Here is a 24618-nt window from a genome sequence, read left to right as displayed (position 1 = left end):
GAAAAATGGCGCAGCAAGTTCTTTCCGTTCAAAATCTGCATGTTACTTTTTCAACATACGGAGGCACTGTAAAAGCCGTCAGAGGCGTCAGCTTCGATTTATATAAAGGTGAAACGTTTGCGATCGTCGGTGAATCGGGATGCGGAAAAAGCGTGACGTCACAAGCCGTGATGGGCCTTCTTCCGAAACATTCGGCAAAGATTGAATCCGGAAGCATACAATTTAAACAGAAAGACCTTTGCCAAATGTCGGATCGGGAAATGCGGGCAATCCGGGGGCGCAATATTTCTATGATCTTTCAGGACCCGATGACGGCGCTCAATCCGACGTTGACCATAGGGGATCAGCTCTCAGAAGCGCTGTTGGAACACCGCGCCATGACAAGAAAACAAGCTGAATCCGAAGTTCTCGCCATGCTGGATCTGGTCGGTATCCCGGACTCGAAATCCCGCCTGAAGCAGTACCCTCACCAATTAAGCGGGGGCATGCGGCAGCGGATCGTGATCGCAATGGCTCTGATCTGCGAGCCGGAAATTATGATCGCCGATGAACCGACAACGGCCCTTGATGTGACGATTCAAGCACAAATCCTTGAATTATTTAAGAAGATTCAAAGAAAAACAGGCGTGTCAATTATTCTGATCACACACGATCTCGGCGTCGTCGCTCAGACTGCTGACAGAGTCGCCGTCATGTATGCGGGGAAAATCGCCGAAATCGGCACGAGGCATGATATTTTTTACCGTCCGGCTCATCCATACACAAAGGGGCTGCTTCATTCAGTGCCGCGGCTGGATATGGAGGATAGTGAGCTTTCGCCGATTGACGGGACGCCGCCTGATTTATTCGATCCGCCGCCGGGCTGCCCGTTTGCCGCCCGCTGCCCGGACAGGATGATCGTCTGTGAAAAGGTATACCCGGCAACAACCGTGAAATCCAAAAGCCATATCGTCAACTGCTGGCTTCAGGATCACCGTGCAGAGCGGCTGAAGCAGCAGCTGACGGCAACAGAGGAAAAAGGGGGATTGAAATGAAAAAGAGATGGGCGTTCGGTGTGATTGCTGTTGTTTCGTTTGCTCTGATGGGCTGTACAGCCAATGAACAGGCGGGGACAGAACCCGGCAAAGCAAAAGAACAGGGGGGTGAAACGGTGCTGCGGCTCAATAACGAAAATGAGCCGACCTCACTTGATCCGCCGATCGGATTTAATAATGTTTCCTGGCAGCCGCTGAATAACATCATGGAAGGATTGACGAGGCTCGGAAAAGATAATAAGCCAGAACCGGCCATGGCGGAAAGCTGGAAGGTGTCCGCTGATAAGCTGACATATACCTTCAATATCCGTGATAACGCCGAATGGACAAATGGCGATCCCGTTACGGCGGAAGACTTCGTGTACGCCTGGAAACGGATGCTCGATCCGAAAACGGGCGCATCTTCCGCATTTCTCGGCTACATGATCAAAGGCGGAGAAGAATTTAACAGCGGAAAAGGCAAACAAGAAGACGTGAAAGTCACGGCAAAGGATAAAAAAACGCTTGTCGTCACATTGGCGGCGCCGCAGGATTATTTTCTGAGCGTCGTGTCCAATCCGGCGTATTTCCCGATTAATGAAAAGGTCGCCAAGGCTGATCCGAAATGGTTCACTGAAGCAAAAACATTTGTCGGCAACGGGCCGTTTAAACTGACGGAATGGAAGCATGACGACAGCATGACGATGGACAAAAACGAGACGTATTGGGATAAAAAGACGGTGAAACTGGATAAAGTCACATGGGCGATGGTCAGTGACCGGAATACCGATTATCAGATGTTCCAGTCGGGGGATTTGGATACCGCCTTTGTGCCGGCAGAGCTGAGCGAGCAGCTGATGGGAGGAAAAAATGTCCGCACGTGGGATCAGGCCGGACTCTATTTCTATCGTTTTAACGTGAAAATGGAGCCGTTTCAAAATGAAAAGATCAGAAAAGCGTTCGCGGCAGCGATTGATCAGAAAGAAATCACGGATTATGTGACCAAAAACAGTGAAAAGCCGGCACATGCCTTTGTATCCCCTGGATTTACTCAGCCTGACGGGAAAGATTTCCGCGAAGCGGGCGGCAGTTTATTAAATCCGGATGAATCAGAAGCCAAAAAACTGCTGGAAAAAGGCATGGCGGAAGAGCATTATGACAAGCTGCCCGCCGTTACCTTGACATACAGCACAAAACCGGAGCATAAGAAAATAGCGGAAGCGGTTCAGCAGAAGCTCAAAAGTGTGCTCGGTATAGACGTTAAGCTCGCCAATATGGAATGGAACGTCTTTTTAGAAGAGCAGAAAGGACTGAAGTTCCAGTTCTCTCAAAGCTCATTTTTACCGGATTACGCAGATCCGATCAGTTTTCTTGAGGCTTTCCAAACGGATAATTCCATGAACCGCACCGGCTGGGGCAGCGCGGTATACGACGGCTACATCAAGCAGGCAAAACAGGAAGCCGATGCCAAAAAACGTTTTGCGCTCATGCATAAAGCGGAAAAACTGCTCATGAACGAGGCTCCGATCATTCCGATTTACTTTTATAATCAGGTGCATCTGCAGAACAGCGGCGTGAAGGGCATTGTCCGGCACCCCGTCGGTTACATTGATCTGAAATGGGCGGAAAAGTCCTGATCTTACAGCGGAAACATATGCCGCTCTTTTGCCGTTAAAGGAGCGGCGTGTTTCACTTTTCAATCCGGAAAGGAGATTGAAAAAGTCATGAACCATAAACCGAAAGCACTGCAAAAAGGCGACACGGTCGGTGTGATTGCGCCCGCAAGCCCGCCTGAGAGCGGGACGCTGCAAACCGCGCTGCTGTTTTTAGAGAATGAGCTTGGCCTTCATGTGAAACTCGGCCGGGCGCTGAAGACCCGTCACGGCTATTTGGCGGGAGAAGACCGGGCGCGCCTCGATGATCTCCATGACATGTTTAGTGATCAGAATGTCAAAGCGGTGATATGCGCGTGCGGAGGATTCGGCACGGGCCGCATTGCCGCCGACATCGATTTTGGCTTAATCCGCCGCAATCCGAAAATTTTCTGGGGATACAGTGATATTACGTTTTTACATACCGCCATTCATCAAAATACGGGGCTCGTTACATTTCACGGCCCGATGCTGAGCACGGATGTCGGGCTTGAAAATGCTGATCCCCTGACGAAAGCGTCGTATCATCAGCTTTTTACAGAAACGGAATTCACCTATACGGAGGACATTTCTCCGCTGGAGGTGCTGACAGGCGGAAGGGCTGAGGGAGAGCTTGCAGGCGGCAACCTGTCGCTCATTACCTCCACGCTCGGCACGCCGTTTGAAATTGATACGAAAGACAAATTGCTGTTTATCGAGGATATTGAAGAGGAGCCGTATCAAATCGACAGAATGCTGAATCAATTAAAGATGGCCGGAAAACTGTCAGACGCAGCCGGAATCCTGGTCTGTGATTTTCACCAATGCGAACCGAAAAACAAAGAAAAGTCCCTTACCTTAGAGCAAGTGCTGAACGATTACATTGTCAAATCAGGGAAGCCCGCGCTTAAAGGCTTTAAAATCGGCCATTGTTCACCGAGCTTCGCCGTTCCGATCGGAGTTCGCGCGGTTATGGATACGGCGGCCAAAGCGGTAACGATTGAATCGGGGGTTTCCGGAAGGGAGTGATCAGGCGTGAGGATTACAGATATTCAAACGGGACGGATGTCCGTGCCGCTGAAAAAGCCGTTTAAGACCGCTTTACGCACAGTTTACAATGCTGAATCGGTCATTGTGAAGCTCACTTTTGACAACGGTCTGACCGGCTGGGGGGAGGCGCCGCCGACGGTTGTCATTACAGGCGACAGCGCGGCCGGTATTGAAAGCGCCGTCCACGATGTGCTGAAGCCTGCTCTCTTGGGACGGAGCCTTTCCGGCACGGAAGCTGTTCTGTATGATATCAGCCGGCTGTTGGAAAGAAATCAAAGCGCAAAAGCCGCGGTGGATATGGCTGTATATGACGGATGGGCGCAAATGCACGGACAGCCGCTTTACCGGCTTCTCGGCGGCTATCGGAATACACTGGAAACAGATTTTACCGTCAGCGTTAATTCTCCTGAGGAGATGGCGGGGGATGCAGACCGTTATGTGAACAAAGGATTTCATATTTTAAAGGTAAAAGTCGGCATAGGTGACATATCGGACGATATTGGCCGGATTCAGGCGATCAGATCACGTGTCGGCGGAAACGTCAAACTGAGATTGGACGCCAACCAAGGCTGGACGCCGAAAGAAGCCGTGATTGCGATCCGAAAGATGGAAGACGCCGGTCTCGGCATTGAGCTGGTCGAGCAGCCTGTTCATAAAGACGATATCGCCGGGCTGAAGCAGGTCACAGATGCCGTAGACACGCCGATTATGGCGGATGAGAGCGTCTTTACCCCCCGTCAGGCCTTTCACGTGCTGCAGACGAGAAGCGCCGATTTAATTAATATTAAGCTGATGAAAGCGGGCGGCATAAAGCAGGCGGAAACAATCAATGCGATGGCGGAAACGTGCGGCGTGGAATGCATGGTCGGCAGCATGATTGAGACCAAGCTCGGCATCACCGCCGCGGCCCATTTTGCCGCGGCCAAACGGAATGTGACGAGGTTTGATTTTGATGCGCCGCTTATGCTGAAAGATGATTTGATTCAAGGCGGCATTACATACAGCGGCAGTCAGATTACGATTCCCGACGAACCGGGTCTCGGCATTACCGGTGTGTCGATACAAGAGGGGGCGAAAAGATGAGAGCAGCCGTTACAGCGGCGGCAGCCAATGTATGGACGCTGCCGTCATCTCCCCGTTCGTATGATACGCCCATGCTCGAAAACCCGCCGCAGATCAGAAAATGGTTAGCGTCTATGGGATATGAAGAGCGGCTGCAATTATGCACAGACAACCTTGTCCAAACGCAAGCGCTTTTCGGGGAAGAGGTGATCATTCTTAAAGAGGAAGGGGAATGGGCTTTTGTCGCCGTTCCCAGCCAGCCTTCAAGAAAGGATGTGCGCGGATATCCGGGCTGGATGAAAAAAAGCCAGCTTTCAAAAGACGGCTTTCATACATCTTCCCCCGCCGTATGGATTACCAAACCGACAGCTATTTTATATCACACAAATGGCAAACCGGACTTGGAAGTAAGTTTCTTAACGCGTCTTCGGGCATCAGGACGTGAGAAAGGCTTTTTCCGGGTGGTGACGCCGCTCGGGGAACGGTTCGTAAATGAAGCTGACGCAGACGAGTGCCGGCATACGGAAGGACGGACGGCCGATGTCATCGAAACGGGCATGATGTTTCTCGGGCTTCCGTATTTATGGGGAGGACTGAGCGGTTTCGGGTTTGACTGTTCCGGGTTTATGTATTCGATATTTAAAGCAAACGGCTATACCCTTCCCCGTGATGCAAAGGACCAAGCAAAAGCCGGGTGCGGTGCGGCGGTAAACGATATCCGGCCGGCTGACCTTTTGTTTTTCGCCTATGAAGAAGGAAAAGGCGCGATCCACCATGTCGGTTTGGCGCTGGGAGACGGCCGAATGCTGCACTCCCCGAAAACGGGAAAAACAATCGAAGTGCTGTCTTTGGAAGGAACCGTCTATGAAAAAGAATTATGCACCGTACGCCGCTGTATAAGCGAAAAGGGGGAATAGAAAATGACGGCATCTCCGCTCCTTGAAGTCAGCGGGCTGAAAATGCATTTTGACGCAGGAAGAAAGAAAGCCGTAAAAGCAGTCGACGGTGTCAGCTTTCACATTAAAAGAGGGGAAACATTCGGACTTGTCGGAGAATCGGGATGCGGTAAATCGACGCTCGGAAGGGTTATTCTCCGTCTGTATGACCCGACGGCCGGTTCGGTATCATATGAAGGGACGGATATACACCGTGCCGCGGCAGAACAGCGGTCGGTCTTCTTCCGCAAGCTGCAGATGATTTTCCAAGACCCTTACGCCTCGTTAAATCCGCGCCTGACCGTAAGGGAAATTATTATGGAGCCGATGGAAATTCACAATCTTTACAATACAAAAAAAGCCCGTCTGATGATGGCGGATGAACTGCTTGAAGCTGTCGGGCTCCATCCGGATTTCGGCAGCCGGTATCCCCACGAATTCAGCGGCGGACAGAGGCAGAGAATCGGGATTGCCAGAGCGCTCTCTCTGCATCCCGAATTTATCGTGGCGGATGAGCCGATTTCCGCGCTGGATGTGTCGGTACAGGCTCAGGTCGTCAACCTTTTAAAAAGGCTTCAGAAAGAGAAAGGGCTGACATTTTTATTTATCGCCCACGATTTATCAATGGTCAAGCATATCAGCGACCGGATCGGCGTGATGTATTTGGGCCGCATGATGGAAATTACAGAAAGCGCTGCGCTTTACCGGGAACCGCTTCACCCTTATACGAAGGCGCTTTTATCCTCAATCCCGATTCCTGATCCGCTTCTTGAGGACAAGCGTGAACGGATTATTCTGAAAGGGGAGCTGCCGAGCCCCCTTAACCCGCCGAGCGGCTGTGTATTCAGGACGCGGTGTCCTGAAGCGATGGAGCTCTGCGGTAAGATAACGCCTGAGCTTGAAGAAGTGAAGGCGGGGCGTTTTGTCGCCTGCCATTTATACAAAAAAGAAAGCTGACAATATAAAGTCAGCTTTCTTTTTTGATTAAACCTGATGCAGAAATGACACGCAGACCGGATACGGAACCGGAATGTCAGATTGGAGAAGAGTCAATTTGCCCGTTTCCGGATCACGTTCAAACAAAACCAGATTTCCCGTTTCTTCGTTTGACGCGACAAGGAATGTCTCGGAAGGGTCAAACGCGAAATCACGCGGCCAGTTGCCTTCTGTCGGCACCCATTCAATAAGAGACAATTCACCGGAATATTGGTTGATCTTAAAGATAGCGATGCTGTCATGTCCGCGGTTGGCGGCATAAAGAAATCTGCCGTCTTTAGATATGCGGATCGCGCTGCCTTGCGATTTGTCCGTAAAGCCTTCAGGCAAAGCGGAAATGACCTGAAGCTCTCTGAATTCACCTAAGGTCGGGTTGTATTCAAGCGCGATGACTTCATTACTGATTTCCGTCATGACATAGGCGTATTTTTCCGCCGGATGGAAAACGATGTGGCGCGGCCCTGAACCCGGTGCGAAAGAGTGAGTTTTCACCTCTGTGAGCGAACCGTTTTTCATTTGGTAAGTATAAAGCGTATCCGTCCCTAAATCGACGGCTGCAATGTAGTTATGCTCAGGTGTATAGCCTGCGAAATGGGTATGCGGTTTCTCTTGTCTTTCATGAGGACCTGTTCCCGTATGAGCGGCTTCGGCAGCCGGCTCCTGCAGACTTCCGTCCTCATTGACGGGAAAGGCGTGCACTTTTCCGCTGTGGTAATTAGCGGTTAACACATATTCATGTTTATCATCAATGCTGACGTGGCATGGAGACGGGCCTTCAATCAGCTGGTGGTTCACAAAAGTTAATTCCCCGCTGTTCTGATGAATCTGATAGGCTGCGACGCCGCCTTTTCCGTCTGCCTTTTCAATGGAATACAGCATGCTGTTATCAGAATTCGGAGTGACGTATGTCGGATTGCCGAGCTTTGCTGCCAGCTTCGGCCGGCTGAGCCGTTTCGCTTCTGTATCAAGTTCAAAACAATAAATGCCTTCGCTTCCGCCTTTTGTATATGTTCCCGCGTATCCTATGTACTTAGCCATTCGGTTTCCCCCTTTAGAGTCTTGTCTTCTCTATATTAACGTATCTTGAAGGAAACTGCCTTGTAAATGTTTAAGATGTTCTGACCAGCGGCAAGGTGCAGCAGCGGAAGGAACCGCCTGATTTAATAATTTCGGAAAACTCGGTTTCAATGACCGTATAACCTCTTTTTCTGAGCTCGCGGTTCGTATGACGGTGCTGCGGCAGGCTGATAATTGTCTGATTGCCGATTGACAGGATATTCGGGCCGAGCGTGAATTGCTCTTCTTCAGGCACTTCTATCATCTCAAAACGTTCGGAGAGAAGATCAATTTCTTTCTGCCGCAAGCCATTTTTGCAGTATAGCGCTTCCGTTTCCGAGATCATATTAAATACACAGTCCAAATGTAAGAAATCCTCCTTGAGAGGGATCGGCACAACCGTCATCTCCGGCAGCGCCTCCCGCAGCTCCCGGACAGCCGCTTTATCCGTGCGCTTGCTCAGCCCGGCGTAAACGGTGCCGTCTGCGATCAAGATGTCGCCGCCTTCAATGTTCGCTTTTTTCAGTCGCGTATAGGGGATTTTCTTATTGTCAAGCAGGTCTTGAAACACTTTTTCTTCCCCCTGCCGGACTGAAGCCGCCATGTTTGAAATAAACGCCGTCTCGCCTAAGACAAATCCGATATCCCGGGTGAATACCTGCTCAGGCAATGCGGGATCGGCAGGCAGCAGGACGACTTCAATCTGATGAGATCTTAAAATGTCAATAAACTCACTATGCTGTTTGAGGGCAACGGGTATGTTAATATTTTCTTGTTTGAAATGTTTCTGCGTTCCGTTAATAATATCCTTGATGGCCATGTGTTCCGGCCGGCATAAGATGACTGTCTGCAAAGCATCAAACTCACTGCGGCAAGCCGGTTTTCGCGTGGATTTGGGAATGGATACGTTCATGTGATATCCTCCTATCGGTATTCAATGTGCGTTTATTATTCCCGGATGTGATGAATAATGAAACATTTATGAGAGAATATCTAACCAACTTAATATTTAAAATTTTAGACAAAACGGTCAAAGTATTGTTTAATAGGGTACAGATGAATGAGTCAAAACGACCAGACACCAAAGGGGAGTTTAAATAATATGAAGTTGCCAGAATCAAGATTTTGCAAAGAAACAAGGGTTGTTAAAACAAGCAGGGTTTTTCCGCTTGATACGAATAATCACAATACGCTGTTTGGCGGAAAGCTGATGAGCTACATTGATGATATCGCTTCAATTTCCGCGGCCCGCCACTGCCGGTGTGAAACAGTCACGGCCTCAATGGATTCTGTAGATTTTTTGCGCCCCATCGGCCAACAGGATTCCGTATGCCTTGAATCTTACGTCACATGGGTCGGCACATCGTCTATGGAGGTGTTTGTCAAAGTCATTAAAGAACATCTGATGACGGGCGAACGCGAGCTTGCGGCAACGTCGTTTCTGACCTTTGTCGCGCTTGATTCAAACGGGAAATCGGTACCCGTTCCGCGGATCGTGCCGGAAACCGAGGAAGAAGTCATGCTTCACAATACGGCCGTTCAGCGCGCCGGAGAACGAAAAAACCGCTTAAAACACAGCAAGGCCCTGGCCGAGGCGCTCGGAACAGATAAACCTTGGTAATCGTCAAACCGCTTTTTTAAAAAGCGGTTTTTTTATGCTGAGAAAGGACTTTTCCTGCCGGATCCATAATCTATTACAGGGAAAGGAGACGTGGCGTGCATGATGAAACATAAGTCTTCCGGCACCATCCTGACAACCGGGCGTATCCGTCTGCGGACTATGCGGGATGACGATGAAGAAAATTTGTACAGGCTGTTTACCGACAGAGAGGTCATGAAATATTATCCTTCTCTTAAAAGCAGACGGGAAACGAAGGAATGGATTGCCTGGAACAAACGATTGGCGAAAGGATACGGCGTCAGTCTTTGGATCGCAGAGGATAAAGAGACGGGCGCATTTCTCGGTCAATGCGGAATCGTTCCGCAGACGGTAAACGGGAACACTTTGATGGAAATCGGCTATATGTTTGCCCGCCGCCGCTGGGGCTGCGGCTATGCGACAGAGGCGGCGAACGCCTGTCTGGACTACGGTTTTCACACGCAGCAATACGGACGCATAGCGGCGCTGATTGATCCGGAAAACGCTGCCTCCGTCCGCGTCGCGGAAAAAATCGGCATGGTGCCCGGTGAGACCGTTACCAAATGGGAGAGGCAGCTGACGGTTTTTGACATCACATCTGACGTTGAACGTTTCGGCGAAATGTAGTATGATACGAACAGACATGTTTTCTAGGGTTCCGCATGTTCATACATGGCCTGGTCCGAGAGAAAACACATATGCGGACATATCCCGCATATGCGCACGGAGGGAAAAAAGCCCGGGAGAGTCAATCTCATGTGAGACGACTATCCGGGCTTTTTTGTATTGTCCGGATACAGAAAGGGTGAAGAACATGAAATGGGGTTTAGTGGTCATAGCGGCCGTATTTGAAGTGGTATGGGTCACCGGCCTGAAACATGCTGATTCGGCACTGGCGTGGAGCGGCACGATTACGGGAATCATCATCAGTTTTTATCTATTAATCAAGGCGACAGACAGCCTCCCCGTAGGAACGGTATATGCGGTCTTTACCGGGCTCGGAACAGCGGGCACCGTGCTCAGTGAAATCCTGCTTTTCAAAGAACAGGCCGATCCGGTGAAAATCGTGCTGATCGGCGTTTTGCTGATCGGTGTCATCGGGTTAAAGCTGGTCACACAGGATAAGCCTGAGACGAAGGAGGAGAAGGTGTAATGCATTGGATCAGCCTGATAGCCGCGGGTCTTTGTGAAATGCTCGGGGTCATTTTAATGAATCAATTTCAAAAAGAAAAGAAATTCAAGTGGATTCTCTTCATAATCGTCGGATTTGCGGCTTCTTTTTCCCTGCTTTCTTATGCGATGGAGACGATTGCGATGGGCACGGCCTATGCGATCTGGACCGGTATCGGCACAGCGGGCGGCGCACTAGCCGGCATTCTTTTCTACGGCGAGCAGAAGGATGCGAAGCGCATCTTTTTCATTGCGCTTATTTTATGCGCTGCCGTAGGGCTGAAAATTCTTTCGTAAATTGATTTTTATCAAATCTTCAGTATAATCTATTAGTAAGTTACGAATTATGAAGATACGAGGGATTAAAACAGATGAATTCATATATGACACAGCGGCTGAAAGAATACCGCCGCGGGAATGAGGAAAAAGGGCGCCTGCTCGTCAGCTGCCCTGACCAGCCGGGAATTGTATCGGCCGTGTCGGCGTTTTTGTTTGAACACGGCGCGAATATTATTGAATCAAATCAATATACGACTGACCCTGAAGGCGGACGGTTTTTTCTTAGGATCGAATTCGACTGCAAGGGCATTCGTGAGAAAAAAGAGGACTTACAGCAGGCTTTCGCCTCAATCGCCCAGACATTCGGCATGACATGGAGCCTGTCTCTGGCAAGTGAGCTGAAGCGAGTGGCGATCTTTGTATCGAAGGAGCTGCACTGCCTTCATGAACTGATTTGGGAATGGCAAAGCGGCAATATGATGGCCGAAATTGCGGTCGTCATCAGCAACCACGAAGAGGCCAAAGAAGTGGTCGAACCGCTGAATATTCCGTTCCATTACATGAAAGCTAACAAAGACATCCGCGCCGAAGTGGAGCGGCGCCAGCTTGAGCTGCTGGAGCGGTATAAGATTGATGTGATCGTTCTTGCCCGCTACATGCAGATTTTGACGTCTGATTTTGTATCTGCCCATCCGAATCGGATTATTAACATCCACCATTCATTTCTGCCGGCCTTTATCGGCGCTAATCCGTATAAACGGGCTTATGAGCGCGGAGTGAAATTAATCGGCGCGACTTCTCACTATGTGACGGACGATCTTGACGAAGGGCCGATTATTGAACAGGATATTGAACGCGTCGATCACAGAGATCACGCAGAGGATCTGAAGAATATCGGGAGAACGATTGAGCGGAGCGTGTTGGCAAGAGCCGTAAAATGGCATCTGGAAGACCGCGTCATCGTTCACGGAAACAAAACGATCGTATTTAATTAATGACGGTCCGCCGGGGAGGCGGACTGTTTTTTATGGATGAAAATGTCTTGACAAGAACCTGTTTTCTTTGCATAATATAAAAAAATCATTGAGCGTTGAAGAGGATCAGTACGCAGAACTTTCTGTGACAGAGAGCAAAATGGCCCGCTGAAACATTTTGCCGCATGAAACCTGCCGAACCTGCCTTGGAGTCCTGAGGGGAAAACTCAGGCGCGATAACCTGGCGTTACAGGAAAGCGGGACGCGTGAAAAACGCGTTCAAACAAGGTGGTACCACGGAAAGCCCATTTCGTCCTTATTTTTCAGGACGGAATGGGCTTTTTTTATTGACGAGAGCCGGTTTGGATTGATTGCCACGGAGGAGAAACGATGAAAAAACAAAGAATTGTTGTGAAAATCGGGAGCAGCTCGCTCACCAACAGTAACGGAAGTATTGATGAAGCAAAAATCAAGGAACATACGGAAGCCATTTCTTTATTAAAAGAAAACGGGCATGAAGTGATCCTCATTACCTCAGGCGCGGTGGCAGCGGGTTTTTCCGCTCTCGGCTATCCGTCGCGACCCGTTACGATAAAAGGAAAGCAGGCAGCTGCCGCAGTCGGCCAGACGCTTTTAATGCAGCAATATATGGACCATTTAAAAAGATACGGTCTGACGCCGGCACAAATTTTATTAACAAGAAATGATTTCTCAAAAAGAGAGCGGTACAGAAATGCCTATGCTACTGTAATGGAACTGTTGGAGCGCGGCGTCGTGCCGATTATTAATGAGAATGATTCCACATCAGTTGAAGAGCTGACGTTCGGTGATAACGACATGCTGTCGGCGCTTGTAAGCGGTTTGATTCATGCAGACCAATTAATGATTCTCACAGACATTAACGGGCTGTACGATGCCAATCCGAATGAAAACCCGGACGCAAAGCGGTTCGACTATCTGAATGACATCACACCAGAATTGCTCGGGTATGCCGGATCAGCAGGCTCAAAGGTCGGCACCGGAGGCATGAAGTCAAAACTTCTCGCCGCCCAGACCGCATTGTCGCTCGGGGTGAAGGTGTTTATCGGAACCGGCTCCGGACGGGAAAAACTGATGGGAATTTTAGACGGAAAAGGCGACGGCACATATATCGGCGATAAAGACCTGTCCTCAGTGAATAATACACGGCAATGGATCATGTTTCATTCTCCGATATCAGGGGAAATCATCATTGATGGGGGAGCGGAGCAGGCGATGATCCATAACGGGTCAAGTCTCCTCCCGGCCGGTGTCGCCGATGTCTGCGGCAGTTTTCCGAAAGGGGCCGTAGTGGAAGTCAGAGGACCCGGCGGCATTATCGGCAAAGGGCAGACGCAGTACTCATCCGATGAAATTTTAGAAGTCAAAGGGAAGCGGAGCGACCAGCTTTCAGGAACGAAGCAGGTGGAAGTGATTCACAGAGATGATTGGGTGAATTTATTTGACGAGGGGGAACACAAATGAGTGAAGTATTGCAAAAAGCGGCTTTGGCAAAAGAAGCGGCTGCCGAAATGGTCATGAAAACGACGGCTGAAAAAAACGAAGCGCTCCAATGTATTGCAGACGGACTCAGAAATGAACGCCGGCTGATTTTAACAGAGAATCAGAAAGATATTGAAGCGGGACGGAACAGAGGACTGACACCTGACATTATTGACAGGCTGACTCTTGATGAAAAACGCCTGCTCGATATCGCGGACGCCGTGGAACTGTTAATCGGTCTTGAAGATCCCGTCGGTGAGTCGCTGGAGACCATTCAAAAAGAGAATGGATTATCCATTGAAAAAATCCGCGTGCCCCTCGGAGTAGTGGGCATGATCTATGAGGCCAGACCGAACGTTACCGTAGACGCGGCCACACTCTGCTTAAAAACCGGAAACGCGGTTGTGCTCAGAGGAAGTTCTTCCGCCATCCACAGCAACATAGCGCTTGTCAGTGTGATGAAACGCGCACTCGGGCTGTCAAAGCTTCCGATTGATGCCGTTCAGCTCATAGAAGATACAAGCAAAGAAACCGCCAAACAGCTCTTTACATTAAATGACGGGCTGGATGTATTGATCCCGCGCGGCGGTAAAAATTTAATTGATCTTGTGGTCAGGGAATCAACCGTACCCGTTTTAGAAACCGGAGCGGGCAATTGCCACGTGTACATAGATGAGTCAGCAGATCCTCAAATGGCAAGCGAGGTCGTCATCAATGCCAAAACACAGCGTCCTTCGGTCTGCAACGCGATTGAATCTCTTTTGATTCATGAAAAATGGGCTGAAGAACACGGCCGAAAGCTGCTGAATCAGCTGACAGAAAAAGGCGTGGAGCTCCGAGGAGATCAGGTGATTTGCGGGCTGGAGCCTCAAGCGAAACAAGCAGAAGAAGCCGATTGGGGAGCGGAGTACCTGGCGCCGATTCTCAGTGTGAAAACGGTGCAGGACGTACAGGAGGCGGTCCGCCACATTCAGCAGTACGGCACAAACCATTCAGAAGCCATTCTGACGGAGAACGCCGAGCATGCAGCTTACTTCCAGACCGCCGTTGATGCCGCCGCCGTGTATCATAATGCTTCAACCCGGTTTACGGACGGTTTTGAATTCGGATACGGAGCCGAAATCGGCATCAGCACGCAAAAGCTTCACGCGAGAGGGCCGATGGGACTTCCGGCGTTAACATCTACAAAAATCATCATTAAAGGAAACGGACAAATCCGGGTATAATCTTTTAAGCTTATCCTTCAAAAAGGGTAGGCTTTTTTTATGCGGAAAGATTGACGCCCTCTATTATATTGTGTAATATTAAATTGTACACAATATAATAGAGGTGAATTTAGATGACAAAACCATTATTTACTGCAACCGTATCAGCCGCTGGCGGACGTGAAGGGAAAGTCACGTCTTCTGACGGAGTGCTGAATCTTGATGTTGCCATGCCGGGAACGCCAAGAGCGAAACGGCTCGAACATGCTACAAACCCTGAACAGCTGTTTGCCGCAGGATATTCAGCCTGCTTTGACAGCGCTCTTCAGCTCGTAGCGAGAAAAGAGCGTCTGAGTATTGAAACAGAGGTCACTGCGCATGTCAGTCTGCTGAAAGATGAAGCAGACCAAGGATATAAACTAGGCGTTACGCTTGAGGTCAAAGCATCCGGCATTGATAAACAGGAGCTTGAAGCCCTTATCCAAAAAGCGCACGGTGTCTGTCCGTATTCAAAAGCGACAGCGGGAAATATTGAAGTGAAGCTTCTGGCAGCAGAATAAAAATAAGGATGCCCATTCGGGGCATCCTTATTTTTTGCCGTGCAGCGTATTCAAAACCTCATAAAGCGACTGCTTTAACTGCTTTAATTCCTCTTTTGACCGTCCCGTCTGTTCCAGCATGGCAATGGGAATATCCGCCGCTGTTTTCTGCAAGGCCCGTCCTTCATCTGTGAGCCTGATCGTCACGGACCGCTCGTCTTCAGCCGATCGCTTTCTCATGATGATACCGTGCTGCTCCATCCGTTTCAGCATCGGTGTCAGCGTTCCGGAATCCAGGTACAAAAGCTCACCCATCCGTTTCACATTCAGTTCTTCGTGTTCCCATAATAAAAGCAGCGCCAAATACTGGGGATAAGTTACGTTGAGCTTATCAAGCAGCGGTTTGTACCGCTTCGTCATTTCCCTTGAGCTTGCGTACAGCAAAAAACAAAGCTGATTCTCCAGTTTCATATGTTCAAATTCTTTTTCTGCCATTACTTCTTTCACCAACTCTTTGTTTGTTAACGTTACCCCTATTGTAGCCGAAAAACGGCCCATTTCCTATTGCAATCATGTTTAAAAATATGAGCAGGGGCAATATATACAGTAAGTACAATGAGGAGGCTGATAATAATGGCATTATTTACTTCAAAAGCGACCGCAGTCGGCGGACGGGCAGGACATATTAAATCCGAAGACGGGGTGCTGGATTTTGACATCATCATGCCGAATGCAAAAAAAGACGGAGAAACCGGCACAAACCCTGAACAGCTCTTTGCGGCAGGATATGCTGCCTGCTTCGGGGGAGCGCTTGAGCTCGCCGCTCAAAAACAAAAAATCGACATGACCTCTGAAATTGAAGGACAGGTCAGCCTTTTAAAAGATGAGAGTGACGGAGGTTACAAAATCGGCGTAACGCTCGTCATTGATACAAAAGATCTTGACAAAGAAACGGCGGAGAAGCTTGTGCAGGCTGCTCACGAGTTCTGTCCGTATTCAAAAGCAACAAGAGGAAATGTAGACGTCAAACTTGAATTAAAATAAATCAACGAACGAATATCCCGGATTTTATATCCGGGATATTTTATTAACGAAAACATCAGTAATGATCTCTTCTCTCCCGGAATAAGAATACGATATAGCACTTTTGCATAATGACACCAAGAGAAAAGAGGGAGATATCGATGTCTCTTCCAAACATACCGAACATCACCCCCGACATTACACTCTCCAGATGTGAGACCCTGAACCTCCTTCTTTCATCCGTGGCTATGGAAGAAATCGGACTATCCCATATTCTGCAGGCGGAAGCGGAAAGGATTCAAATGTTTCTCGGCGCTTCCGGCGATCCCTCTTTGGAGGAATTGTCATCAATCAATAGAAGCACTGAACGGCTCCTGCGCACCGTCATGAAATCACAACTCCTTTTGCAGACGAAGCTTGAGGACATTATCTTCTTACAGGATTCTGAAGCCTGTATGGACCCGGACGACCCAAGCAATCCGAGTAATCCGGGCGATCCTGATGACCCGTGGAATCCGGACGACCCAAGTAATCCGAGTGATCCGGGCGACCCTGATGACCCGTGGAATCCGGACGACCCAAGTAATCCGAGTGATCCGGGCGATCCTGATGACCCGTGGAATCCAGACGATCCCAGTGATCCGGAAGATCCGTGTGACGGCCTGTTTTACGGCCGCATTGGCTGCTGTGAGTGCGGGGATTGTGAGGACTGCGGTTGGAAGAAAAAAGGCGGGGAGCGTTCATAAAAAAAGAGACGGGTGAAGCATATGCCGTATCCAAGCATTTCAAAAGCGAAACAGGCATCTTTTGAAGCCATGCATTGTCTCACGATTGCGCTGTTACATATATTATCTGTGACCGTGGATAAAAGAAGGGGTTCAAATTACAAAGAAGAAATCAGGCTGTTCTCCGCATTGTGCCGCTGGCAGATGGAAACAGGCGGCCGTCTGTTTTTAATGATCAGCCTGGAAGAAGAGCAGAAGCAGATGTATGAGCGGCACTTTCTTGAAATGAAGACAGTTACGGAACGAACGAAAAAATTCATTTTTGAAAGCCCGCGCGAATTCCGGGCGCATCCCATTACGAAGCGGGCTGTCAGGCAGCTTCAGGAATGGGATGCGGAAACTGCCGAACCTGCCGTCAGATGGGTGCGGCCTGTCATCATAACGATGAACGGCACTCCTGAACGGCCTTGGTTCAATCAACAACTCCAAAATCGGGAAAGGTGAGAAAATGAGCGGAAATGCTGAATGTAAACTGACTCTTTGCATGATTGTGAAAAACGAGGAGAGATACATCTCCCGTTGTTTATCAAGTGTACAAGACATCGTTGATGAGATCGTCATCGCAGACACCGGATCACAAGATAATACAAAAGATATATGCAAAAGCTTTCAGGCAAGAGTGTTTGATTTCGAATGGGAGAATGATTTCGCAAAGGCCAGAAATTACGCCCTGCAGCATGCCGAAGGAGATTGGATTTTAGTGCTTGACGCGGATGAAGAGCTCGATCAGGAGACGGGCCGCTTTTTAACTTCGCTGCTTCATGACGGATTACCGAGCCGGGGGCTTTTGAAAATCATCAATTATACGGGGAAGCAGCTCGATGAAAACGAAGCGTTTGAAAGCATGCAGCCGAGACTGTTCCGCAATCATAAAGGCCTTCTGTATCAAGGCAGAATTCACGAGAATATCTCGGCTCCCAATGAGGAAGAAAACCATGCTTTTTTCACGCTCCCATGTGTGATTCATCACTACGGCTACTTGGAGCAGGAAGAAAAGATCAAGCAAAAACATAAACGGAATATCAGCATTTTAAATGAAGAGCTTTCAGAGGAAAATCCTGATCCGTGGCTTGTCTATCATTTGGCAAGTGAATGCTACAGAATAAAAGACTATGAAAAAGCATTACATCTTGTCAACGGCTCAATTTTTCAATTTTTAAGCGAAAAACGAATGCCTCCGTCTCTCCTGTATTATTTGAAATATACAATATTGCTTGAGCTCAAACGGTATGAAGAAGCCGAACAAGGGATTGAAAAAGTGCTCAAGCTATATCCTGATTACAGCAATCTTCATTATTATAAAGGCCTTGTATTATATCATTTGGAAAAGTACAGAGCGGCAATCAAAGCATTTGAAAACGGAACGCAGGTTGAAGGAGAAAACGCTGATCACTTCATTTTAAAAGGTGCCGCCGATTTCAGAGCTTTTTATTATATGGCGAAATGCCATGCTGCATTAAACCATGATATGACGGCCATCGCTTACGCCAAAAAATCGGTGAAGTTCAATCCTCAATTTAAACCCGCACAAGAGCTTCTGTCTCAATTAAAAAAGGATCAGCGGACAAACGCCTGATCCTTTTTTTGCATGTTCCATTAAGATAATCGAATAATGTTTAAAGCTGCACCGGCGCTTCCTCCGAGCAATGTGGCCGCACCCAATAATCCGAACAGCTGAAGCTGGATGGTGCTGCCTGCTGGCAAAGTCACAATAAAGGAGTTATTAAAGTTTGCCAAAGACGCGACCGGGGCGATAATCGAACTTGCAGGAGGAGTGCCGTTGATTAAAATACGCGAACTTACAAGCAGGCCGGCCGTTAAATTAATATGGTAGGAGATATAGTACCGTCCCGCCGGAGCAACGGTAAATATGGTATTTGCGGCATTAGCCGTAATATCTGCAGAAAGGTTTTGTTCATTCGGTAAGGAAATGGTCGTGCCGCCGGCAATAACTGCGACAACACCGCCGCCCGTATTGCTCGCATAGCCGGAAGTTGCTGTCAGACTTGTTCCGGTGATCCCGGTCGGTCCGGTGCCGCCAGTAGCGCCGGTGCTTCCCGCCGCAGCTAAAAGTGTATAGTCAGCTGAGGCTCCAGGGGTTCCCGCCGGGCTGTTTACATTTGCGACGTAAGAGCTGCCGTTATACAAGACAACCTGTCCGGTTGTGTAAGTGGGGGCGATCAGCGGATTAAAAGCAACAATCCCTTGAAGACCCGCACCGGTGACCCCCGTCGGTCCGGTTGGCCCCGTCGCTCCGGCCGGTCCGATTGCTCCCGTAGGTCCTGCGGGCCCGCCGGCTGGTCCCGTCGGCCCCGTAGCACCAGTCGGTCCCGCCAGTGTAGGGATATTTGAGATACTGTCCAATTTTGAACCGAGAAGAAGCTCCTGTTTCATTAAGCTGTCAAGCGTATCACGGACGCTCTCATTCAGGTTAAGAATATCAGCAAGACTTGACGGGGGTCCTGTTAATCCGGGAATCGTTCCGAGCGCGTATTGGATTTTTTTCCCTTCTGCATTCAGAATATGTGCCATTTCCAGTTCTTCCATAGCAATTGACGAAAGAAGAAGGTTAATGGTATCGTCTCTGGAAAGTGTAACGACAGGGGTGATATTGGGCAAATTAGGCTGTGACACAATGTCCCTCCTTATGAGTTGGCTGAAAATCATTTTATTACGAACAAAGTTCCCCGAAATGAGCGTAAGCAGTACTGTATCATTATATTCACGGATTCTGTCCAAGTTTCTGATTCCCTTCATTAACCAATTGAGCATACAAAAATAAACCTGCAATTGAGCAGGTTATACCACAGTTTTTGATTTCATCATATATGAGTGTCATTGAAGCCTGCTTCGGAGGCATCTGGGTGGCTGGAAGCGTAATAAATTGCTTATGGTTTCACCTAATAAATGGTACCTAAACACATGGCAGGGTTCACAGCTTGTGTAAATCACGTAATCGTCAAGCTGATATGTTTGAAGCGTCCGGACCGCATCTGAATCGCGGTTACTTCAGCATGGGATGTCGGATCATTGCTTACATGTATTGAGCATGGCATTAATAAAAATTAATCAGTTAAACAACAAAAAGAATATAGATTTCTAAGAGGTTCTAAACCATGAATCTTATAGATTAGTTTATACTCACCCAAGTTTGGAGGAGGTTTATATGTAATAGTACTACTAACTTTTTAAAGAGATAGGGATATGTTTTGTTAGGAAATGTTCTTGGAATAACTCTTTAGGTTATCTTTAAAAACAAGGTATACAATGGGACGTTTTAAATCTATATGATGGAAAAACTTATTTAAATGCTTCAAATAATAGACTTAAAAGTAGGAATCCCTCTTATTTCAACGGGAATAATTTCATGGTAATATTATCATAAAACAATTTAGTGAGGGTGCTTTAATTGCTAAAATCAATTAAATTTAAAAACTTTAAGACACATGAGAATTTCTCTGTTTCATTTAATGATTTCAATATATTGGTGGGTCCTAATAATAGTGGAAAATCAACTGTAATTGATGGGTTAAAGGTGTTAGCAGGGTCATATAGATATGCTTCTAAGTATAAACTAAAGACTTTACAAAATACTAGAGGTAAAGTGGTATCTGGACTTTATATCCCAGAAACAAGTATACCAATCAATTTGAAATTTATTCATACTGACTATAGTGAGGAGCCTACTGTAATAGAGTATAGATTTTCCGGCAAAAAGACATTGATAATAGAATTTACTAAAGATAATGAACCCTTACTATACACTGAAGGAGAGACTAAGACGATAAAAAGTACAACTGCCTTTAAACAGACGTTTCCTTTAAATCTTTCAATAGTACCCACTTTGGGACCATTGGAAGAAGATGAGAAAGTAAGGGAAATAGACTACGTTAGCAGGTTCAAAAGTAGCCATCGCGCACCTCGACTATTTAGGAACATTTGGTACCACGATGAGGAGGATTTTAATGAATTTAAAGATATTTTAGAAAAAACATGGTCAGGTATGAGTATAGAACAGCCTAAAAGGACTGATCTGCTTTCAAATGATTTAACTATGTTTTGTTATGAAAACAGGATACCAAGAGAAGTTTTTTTATCAGGTAATGGTTTTCAAATTTGGTTACAATTATTGACACATTTAATTAAATCTAAGAGTGCAGACTTGATTGTAATTGATGAACCAGAGATATATTTACATCCAGATTTGCAAAGAAAGCTCATTACAATATTAAGGGATTTGCAAGTGAATGTTGTTATAGCTACACATTCAATTGAAATTATAAACGAAGTAGAACCAGATGAAGTTCTAGTTATTGAAAAAAGAAAGAAGTTTGCAAAAAGATTAACTGATCTTATAGGATTGCAAGATGTTGTTGAAATATTAGGATCTACCCAGAATATTCATTTAACACGATTGGCAAGGGGTAAACGAGTGTTGTTTGTAGAAGGTCAAGATAGTAAATACTTAGAAAAGTTCGCAAAGATATTAGGGTATCTTACGTTATTTAATAGTGGTGAGTTAACCGTTATACCTATTAATGGGGCTTCGCAATGGGAGAAAATTGGACACGCAGATTGGGCTTTTTCAGGAGTTTTACGTGAGAAAATAATGGTTTCATGCTTGTTTGATAGAGACTACAAAACTGTTGAACAAGTAAATGACCTTAAGAGAAATCTTAGTAATAAAGTTTCGTTTATTCATGTGCTAGAGAAGAAAGAGATAGAAAACTATTTATTGATACCTTCAGCAATAGGTAAAGCTATCACAGCAAAATTAAAAGCAAGAGCTAAGAGAATTCAAACAGAGGTAGTTCAAGAATTCAATACGGAAAATATTCTTTTAGAAGTTACAGATGATAAAAAAAATTATGTTATGGGACAATTAATCCATAATGAAATTGAAAGGAAAAAGAATAGCGGAATCTCAGTGGCAACCATAATTGCTAATAAAACTAATGAATTTGAGGAAAATTGGAGCGATTTATTTTACCGCTTGTCTGTTGTACCTGGAAAAGAGTTAATTTCAAGTATAAATAAATATATACAAAGCGAATGGAAAATCTCTATTTCTCCTGTACAGATACTTCAATTTATTACAAAAGATGATCTCCAAGTTGATGGGGAAATTCCAAGTTTAATTAAAAAAATTGATTTATTTGTTAAAGATGATGAAAGAGTCAAGTCTTAACACTCTAGTTTCATAACAAAGAGGCGCTTCACAATTTAACCAGCGTCAACTATTCGCTAACCTTGTTATCATCATTTTATCTTTATTTTAATGCTTTTAAATATTGTGAAACAGTTGGAGTTTTCTCAATTTGAAACATCTCTGATTGTACTGGTAGTTGGGAACACGGAAACCTCACGTTTGAGAAAAAAGAGTAGATATCCTATTCCCCCCTTGTATAATGAAAACAGCCACCCGCGATTTGCGGATGGCTGTTTTCATTATACAAGCTGAGCTTGTTTTTTTCGTGCCTGTTTCGCGGCGTCGACCATATTTTTTAATGCCGCAACGGTTTCTTCCTGCTGTCTTGTTTTCAGTCCGCAGTCCGGGTTTACCCAGAAGCGGTCAGTCGGACACACTTCAAGCGCGTCATCAATAATTTGATAGATTTCTTCAGTTGCCGGCACACGCGGGCTGTGAATGTCGTATACACCGAGTCCGAGGCCTTTCACGTAAGGATGTTCTTTCAAGTATTCTAAAAATCCTCCGTGGCTTCGGCTGTGTTCGATTGTAATGACATCCGCGTCAAGATCATTGATCGTATCTACGATATCTTCAAAGTTGCTGTAACACATATGCGTATGAATCTGCGTCTCATTTTGCACAGAAGACGTCGTTAACCGGAATGCTTCTGCGGCCCAAGTTAAATATTCATCCCAATCCTGCGTTTTTAACGGCAGTCCTTCGCGGAGCGCGGGTTCATCCACTTGGATAATCTGAATACCGGCATCTTCAAGCGCTTTTACTTCTTTTCTGAGGGCAAGCCCGATCTGGAAGGCGATTTCTTTTCTTGAAATATCCACACGCGGGAATGACCAGTTTAAGATGGTGACAGGTCCCGTCAGCATGCCTTTCATGTGTTTTTCCGTCAGCGATTGGGCGTAGACCGTATCTTTTACCGTCATCGGTTCGATAAATTCGACATCTCCGAAAATGACAGGCGGACGTACGCAGCGTGAACCGTAAGACTGCACCCATGCATATTTCGTAAAGGCGAATCCGGCCAGTTTTTCACCGAAGTATTCGACCATGTCCGTCCGCTCAAATTCTCCGTGAACGAGCACGTCTAAGCCGATTTCTTCCTGAATGTCAACCCAGCGCTTCGTTTCCGCATTAATAAAGGCTTGGTACTGTTCATCAGTCCAATCTTTTTTGCGCCATTTTTGCCGTGCGCTCCGCACCTCGGCAGATTGAGGGAAGCTTCCGATTGTCGTCGTCGGCAGAAGGGGGAGACCGAGTGATTCATTCTGCAGCGCCAATCGTTCTTCAAAGATTGCCGGACGGGAGAAATCTTTTTCCGTCAGCTGATTCAGCTCTTCTTTTTGAGCTGAGTTCGCTCCTGTTGCGAATGCTTTTAAAGCCTTAAGTGCCGCTTTTGATTCTTCGATCTGCTCACTGACGGCCGCTTTTCCGGACAGAAGCCCTTCTTTTAAGACGCCGAGTTCCGCCAGTTTTTCTTTAGCGTATGACAGGCCGTTCAGCAAATCCTTTTCAAGATGCTCGTCAGGGTGTTTCGCCACCGGCACGTGCAGAAGGCTGCTTGAAGGCTGAATCCATAACTCCTCAACATCAGCGTGGCTGAGGATATCCGAAGCCGCGTCAAGGCGTTCTTCAACATCGATTTTCCAAATGTTCCGGCCGTCGACCACACCGGCTGCCAGTACTTTATCTTTCGGGAAGCCGTGCTTTTTCAGCTGCTCAAGGTTTCTGCCTTTATCATGTACGAAGTCAAGCCCGATTCCCTGTACAGGATAAGAAACGAGTTCTTCATATGCATCAACCGAATCGAAGTATGTCTGCAGGAGGACATTCAGTCCTGAAAGCTCTTTTGTGATCGCCTCATAGAGGTCTTTGGCGGCGCGGACATCTTCAGAAGAAGCTGTCACAAGGGCAGGCTCATCAATCTGAACCCATTTGACGCCTTCTGCTTCAAGCTCTTTCAGCAGCTGCACATAAAGAGGAACAAGGCGCTTTTGAATCGCTTTCGCTTCTGATTCTTCGTATCCTTTCGCAAGTGTGACGAATGTGTACGGACCGACGATGACAGGTTTTGTTTCCGCTCCGAATTCTTCTTTGATCCGGCGGTAGTCGTCAAGCTGTTTGTTTCTCGTCAGACGGAATTCAATGCTTTCGTCATATTCAGGAACGATGTAATGGTAGTTGGTATTGAACCATTTCGTCATTTCACTGGAAACGGCGTCTTTTACACCGCGGGCAATCGCAAAGTATGTATCAACGGGATCCGTGATGCTGCGGAATCTTTCCGGAATCCAGTTAAAGCTGACGGCTGTATCAAGCACATGGTCATAATGGGTGAAATCAGAGACCGGCACGATATCGATATGTTGGTCAAGCTGTGTTTTGACAGCTGATAAGAATAAACCGTCAAGCTCTTTAAGAAACGTTTCTTTATCAGTGTTACCTTTCCAATAAGCCTCAAGCGCTTTTTTCCATTCTCTGTTCAAGCCGATTCTCGGAAAACCGAGGTTCGAAGTTTTGATTGTTGTCATTAA

The 24618-nt window shown here is 47.1% G+C and carries 24 protein-coding genes, 1 riboswitch and 1 other annotated feature; of the genes, 19 read left to right on the top strand and 5 right to left on the bottom strand.

Annotated features, from left to right (window positions below; all coding sequences use genetic code 11):
* Positions 1–5: 5 nt before the first annotated feature.
* The 6 genes from ACWHAR_RS07815 (at position 6) to ACWHAR_RS07790 (ending at position 6648) form a co-directional block, all read left to right on the top strand.
* The gene (locus ACWHAR_RS07815; RefSeq protein ID WP_032874630.1) at positions 6–1034 is read left to right on the top strand and encodes an ABC transporter ATP-binding protein; all 1029 of its coding nucleotides are present in this window, start codon (positions 6–8) and stop codon (positions 1032–1034) included.
* A complete protein-coding gene (locus ACWHAR_RS07810) occupies positions 1031–2650 on the top strand; it encodes a peptide ABC transporter substrate-binding protein (protein ID WP_032874632.1) in 1620 nt (539 codons plus the stop codon). Before ACWHAR_RS07815 ends, ACWHAR_RS07810 begins: the two co-directional genes overlap by 4 nt.
* A gap of 87 nt (positions 2651–2737) precedes the next feature.
* Entirely contained in the window at positions 2738–3673 is a 936-nt protein-coding gene (locus ACWHAR_RS07805; RefSeq protein WP_032874634.1) for a S66 peptidase family protein, read from the top strand.
* 36 nt (positions 3674–3709) lie between these two features.
* The gene (locus tag ACWHAR_RS07800) at positions 3710–4777 is read left to right on the top strand and encodes a dipeptide epimerase (RefSeq protein WP_228549683.1); all 1068 of its coding nucleotides are present in this window, start codon (positions 3710–3712) and stop codon (positions 4775–4777) included.
* On the top strand, positions 4774–5673 hold the full coding sequence (locus ACWHAR_RS07795; RefSeq protein WP_032874638.1) for a C40 family peptidase: 900 nt from the start codon (positions 4774–4776) through the stop codon (positions 5671–5673). The genes ACWHAR_RS07800 and ACWHAR_RS07795 overlap by 4 nt, the downstream gene beginning before the upstream one ends.
* A gap of 3 nt (positions 5674–5676) precedes the next feature.
* Entirely contained in the window at positions 5677–6648 is a 972-nt protein-coding gene (locus tag ACWHAR_RS07790; RefSeq protein WP_032874640.1) for an ABC transporter ATP-binding protein, read from the top strand.
* Positions 6649–6675: 27 nt separating this feature from the next.
* Here ACWHAR_RS07790 and ACWHAR_RS07785 read toward each other — a convergent pair whose 3' ends face one another.
* Complete coding sequence (locus tag ACWHAR_RS07785; RefSeq protein WP_024085204.1) at positions 6676–7725, bottom strand: lactonase family protein; 1050 nt, start codon at positions 7723–7725, stop codon at positions 6676–6678.
* Between the two features lie 70 nt (positions 7726–7795).
* Positions 7796–8656, bottom strand: a complete 861-nt coding sequence (locus ACWHAR_RS07780; RefSeq protein WP_032874643.1) for a dimethylarginine dimethylaminohydrolase family protein — start codon at positions 8654–8656, stop codon at positions 7796–7798.
* 189 nt (positions 8657–8845) lie between these two features.
* Here ACWHAR_RS07780 and ACWHAR_RS07775 point away from each other — a divergent pair, with 189 nt between their 5' ends.
* From ACWHAR_RS07775 to ACWHAR_RS07740, 8 genes are all read left to right on the top strand, one after another.
* Positions 8846–9364, top strand: coding sequence for an acyl-CoA thioesterase (locus ACWHAR_RS07775; RefSeq protein ID WP_021493808.1), 519 nt, complete (start codon positions 8846–8848; stop codon positions 9362–9364).
* Between the two features lie 99 nt (positions 9365–9463).
* The gene (locus ACWHAR_RS07770; RefSeq protein WP_032874645.1) at positions 9464–10009 is read left to right on the top strand and encodes a GNAT family N-acetyltransferase; all 546 of its coding nucleotides are present in this window, start codon (positions 9464–9466) and stop codon (positions 10007–10009) included.
* A 12-nt stretch (positions 10010–10021) separates the two neighbouring features.
* Positions 10022–10130: riboswitch (guanidine-I (ykkC/yxkD leader) on the top strand.
* Positions 10131–10196: 66 nt separating this feature from the next.
* Positions 10197–10535 carry a DMT family transporter gene (locus tag ACWHAR_RS07765; protein ID WP_032874647.1) on the top strand — a complete coding sequence of 113 codons (339 nt, stop codon included), beginning with the start codon at positions 10197–10199 and terminating at the stop codon, positions 10533–10535.
* Positions 10535–10849, top strand: coding sequence for a DMT family transporter (locus tag ACWHAR_RS07760; RefSeq protein WP_032874649.1), 315 nt, complete (start codon positions 10535–10537; stop codon positions 10847–10849). Before ACWHAR_RS07765 ends, ACWHAR_RS07760 begins: the two co-directional genes overlap by 1 nt.
* 74 nt (positions 10850–10923) lie before the next feature.
* The gene (purU, locus tag ACWHAR_RS07755; RefSeq protein WP_007407234.1) at positions 10924–11826 is read left to right on the top strand and encodes a formyltetrahydrofolate deformylase; all 903 of its coding nucleotides are present in this window, start codon (positions 10924–10926) and stop codon (positions 11824–11826) included.
* An 86-nt stretch (positions 11827–11912) separates the two neighbouring features.
* Positions 11913–12126: a binding site (T-box leader), on the top strand.
* A gap of 69 nt (positions 12127–12195) precedes the next feature.
* Positions 12196–13308 (top strand): glutamate 5-kinase, encoded by a 1113-nt coding sequence (proB, locus tag ACWHAR_RS07750; protein WP_032874651.1) that lies wholly within the window; start codon positions 12196–12198, stop codon positions 13306–13308.
* Positions 13305–14552 carry a glutamate-5-semialdehyde dehydrogenase gene (proA, locus tag ACWHAR_RS07745; protein ID WP_015417313.1) on the top strand — a complete coding sequence of 416 codons (1248 nt, stop codon included), beginning with the start codon at positions 13305–13307 and terminating at the stop codon, positions 14550–14552. The genes proB and proA overlap by 4 nt, the downstream gene beginning before the upstream one ends.
* A gap of 113 nt (positions 14553–14665) precedes the next feature.
* A complete protein-coding gene (locus tag ACWHAR_RS07740) occupies positions 14666–15091 on the top strand; it encodes an organic hydroperoxide resistance protein (protein ID WP_007407231.1) in 426 nt (141 codons plus the stop codon).
* Between the two features lie 27 nt (positions 15092–15118).
* Here the strand turns inward: ACWHAR_RS07740 and ACWHAR_RS07735 are convergent, their stop codons facing one another.
* Entirely contained in the window at positions 15119–15628 is a 510-nt protein-coding gene (locus ACWHAR_RS07735; protein ID WP_032874653.1) for a MarR family winged helix-turn-helix transcriptional regulator, read from the bottom strand.
* A gap of 75 nt (positions 15629–15703) precedes the next feature.
* Between ACWHAR_RS07735 and ACWHAR_RS07730 the strand changes: the two genes are divergently transcribed.
* The 4 genes from ACWHAR_RS07730 to ACWHAR_RS07715 all read left to right on the top strand — a co-directional run bounded on the left by ACWHAR_RS07730 (position 15704) and on the right by ACWHAR_RS07715 (position 18454).
* Entirely contained in the window at positions 15704–16114 is a 411-nt protein-coding gene (locus tag ACWHAR_RS07730) for an organic hydroperoxide resistance protein (protein WP_029325869.1), read from the top strand.
* Positions 16115–16254: 140 nt separating this feature from the next.
* A complete protein-coding gene (locus ACWHAR_RS07725) occupies positions 16255–16839 on the top strand; it encodes a hypothetical protein (protein WP_029325870.1) in 585 nt (194 codons plus the stop codon).
* 21 nt (positions 16840–16860) lie between these two features.
* A complete protein-coding gene (locus tag ACWHAR_RS07720) occupies positions 16861–17322 on the top strand; it encodes a hypothetical protein (RefSeq protein ID WP_032874655.1) in 462 nt (153 codons plus the stop codon).
* Positions 17323–17326: 4 nt separating this feature from the next.
* A complete protein-coding gene (locus ACWHAR_RS07715; RefSeq protein ID WP_032874657.1) occupies positions 17327–18454 on the top strand; it encodes a glycosyltransferase in 1128 nt (375 codons plus the stop codon).
* A 20-nt stretch (positions 18455–18474) separates the two neighbouring features.
* Here ACWHAR_RS07715 and ACWHAR_RS07710 read toward each other — a convergent pair whose 3' ends face one another.
* Positions 18475–19512 carry a BclA C-terminal domain-containing protein gene (locus tag ACWHAR_RS07710; protein ID WP_032874659.1) on the bottom strand — a complete coding sequence of 346 codons (1038 nt, stop codon included), beginning with the start codon at positions 19510–19512 and terminating at the stop codon, positions 18475–18477.
* A gap of 775 nt (positions 19513–20287) precedes the next feature.
* Here ACWHAR_RS07710 and ACWHAR_RS07705 point away from each other — a divergent pair.
* Positions 20288–22066 carry an AAA family ATPase gene (locus tag ACWHAR_RS07705; RefSeq protein ID WP_032874661.1) on the top strand — a complete coding sequence of 593 codons (1779 nt, stop codon included), beginning with the start codon at positions 20288–20290 and terminating at the stop codon, positions 22064–22066.
* Positions 22067–22326: 260 nt separating this feature from the next.
* Here the strand turns inward: ACWHAR_RS07705 and metE are convergent, their stop codons facing one another.
* Positions 22327–24615 carry a 5-methyltetrahydropteroyltriglutamate--homocysteine S-methyltransferase gene (gene metE, locus ACWHAR_RS07700; protein WP_032874663.1) on the bottom strand — a complete coding sequence of 763 codons (2289 nt, stop codon included), beginning with the start codon at positions 24613–24615 and terminating at the stop codon, positions 22327–22329.
* Positions 24616–24618: the final 3 nt, after the last annotated feature.

It is taken from the genome of Bacillus sp. LR--39, assembly GCF_053613335.1.
Note: the sequence above shows the minus strand (reverse complement) of the source record. Positions and strands in the feature narration are given on the sequence as shown.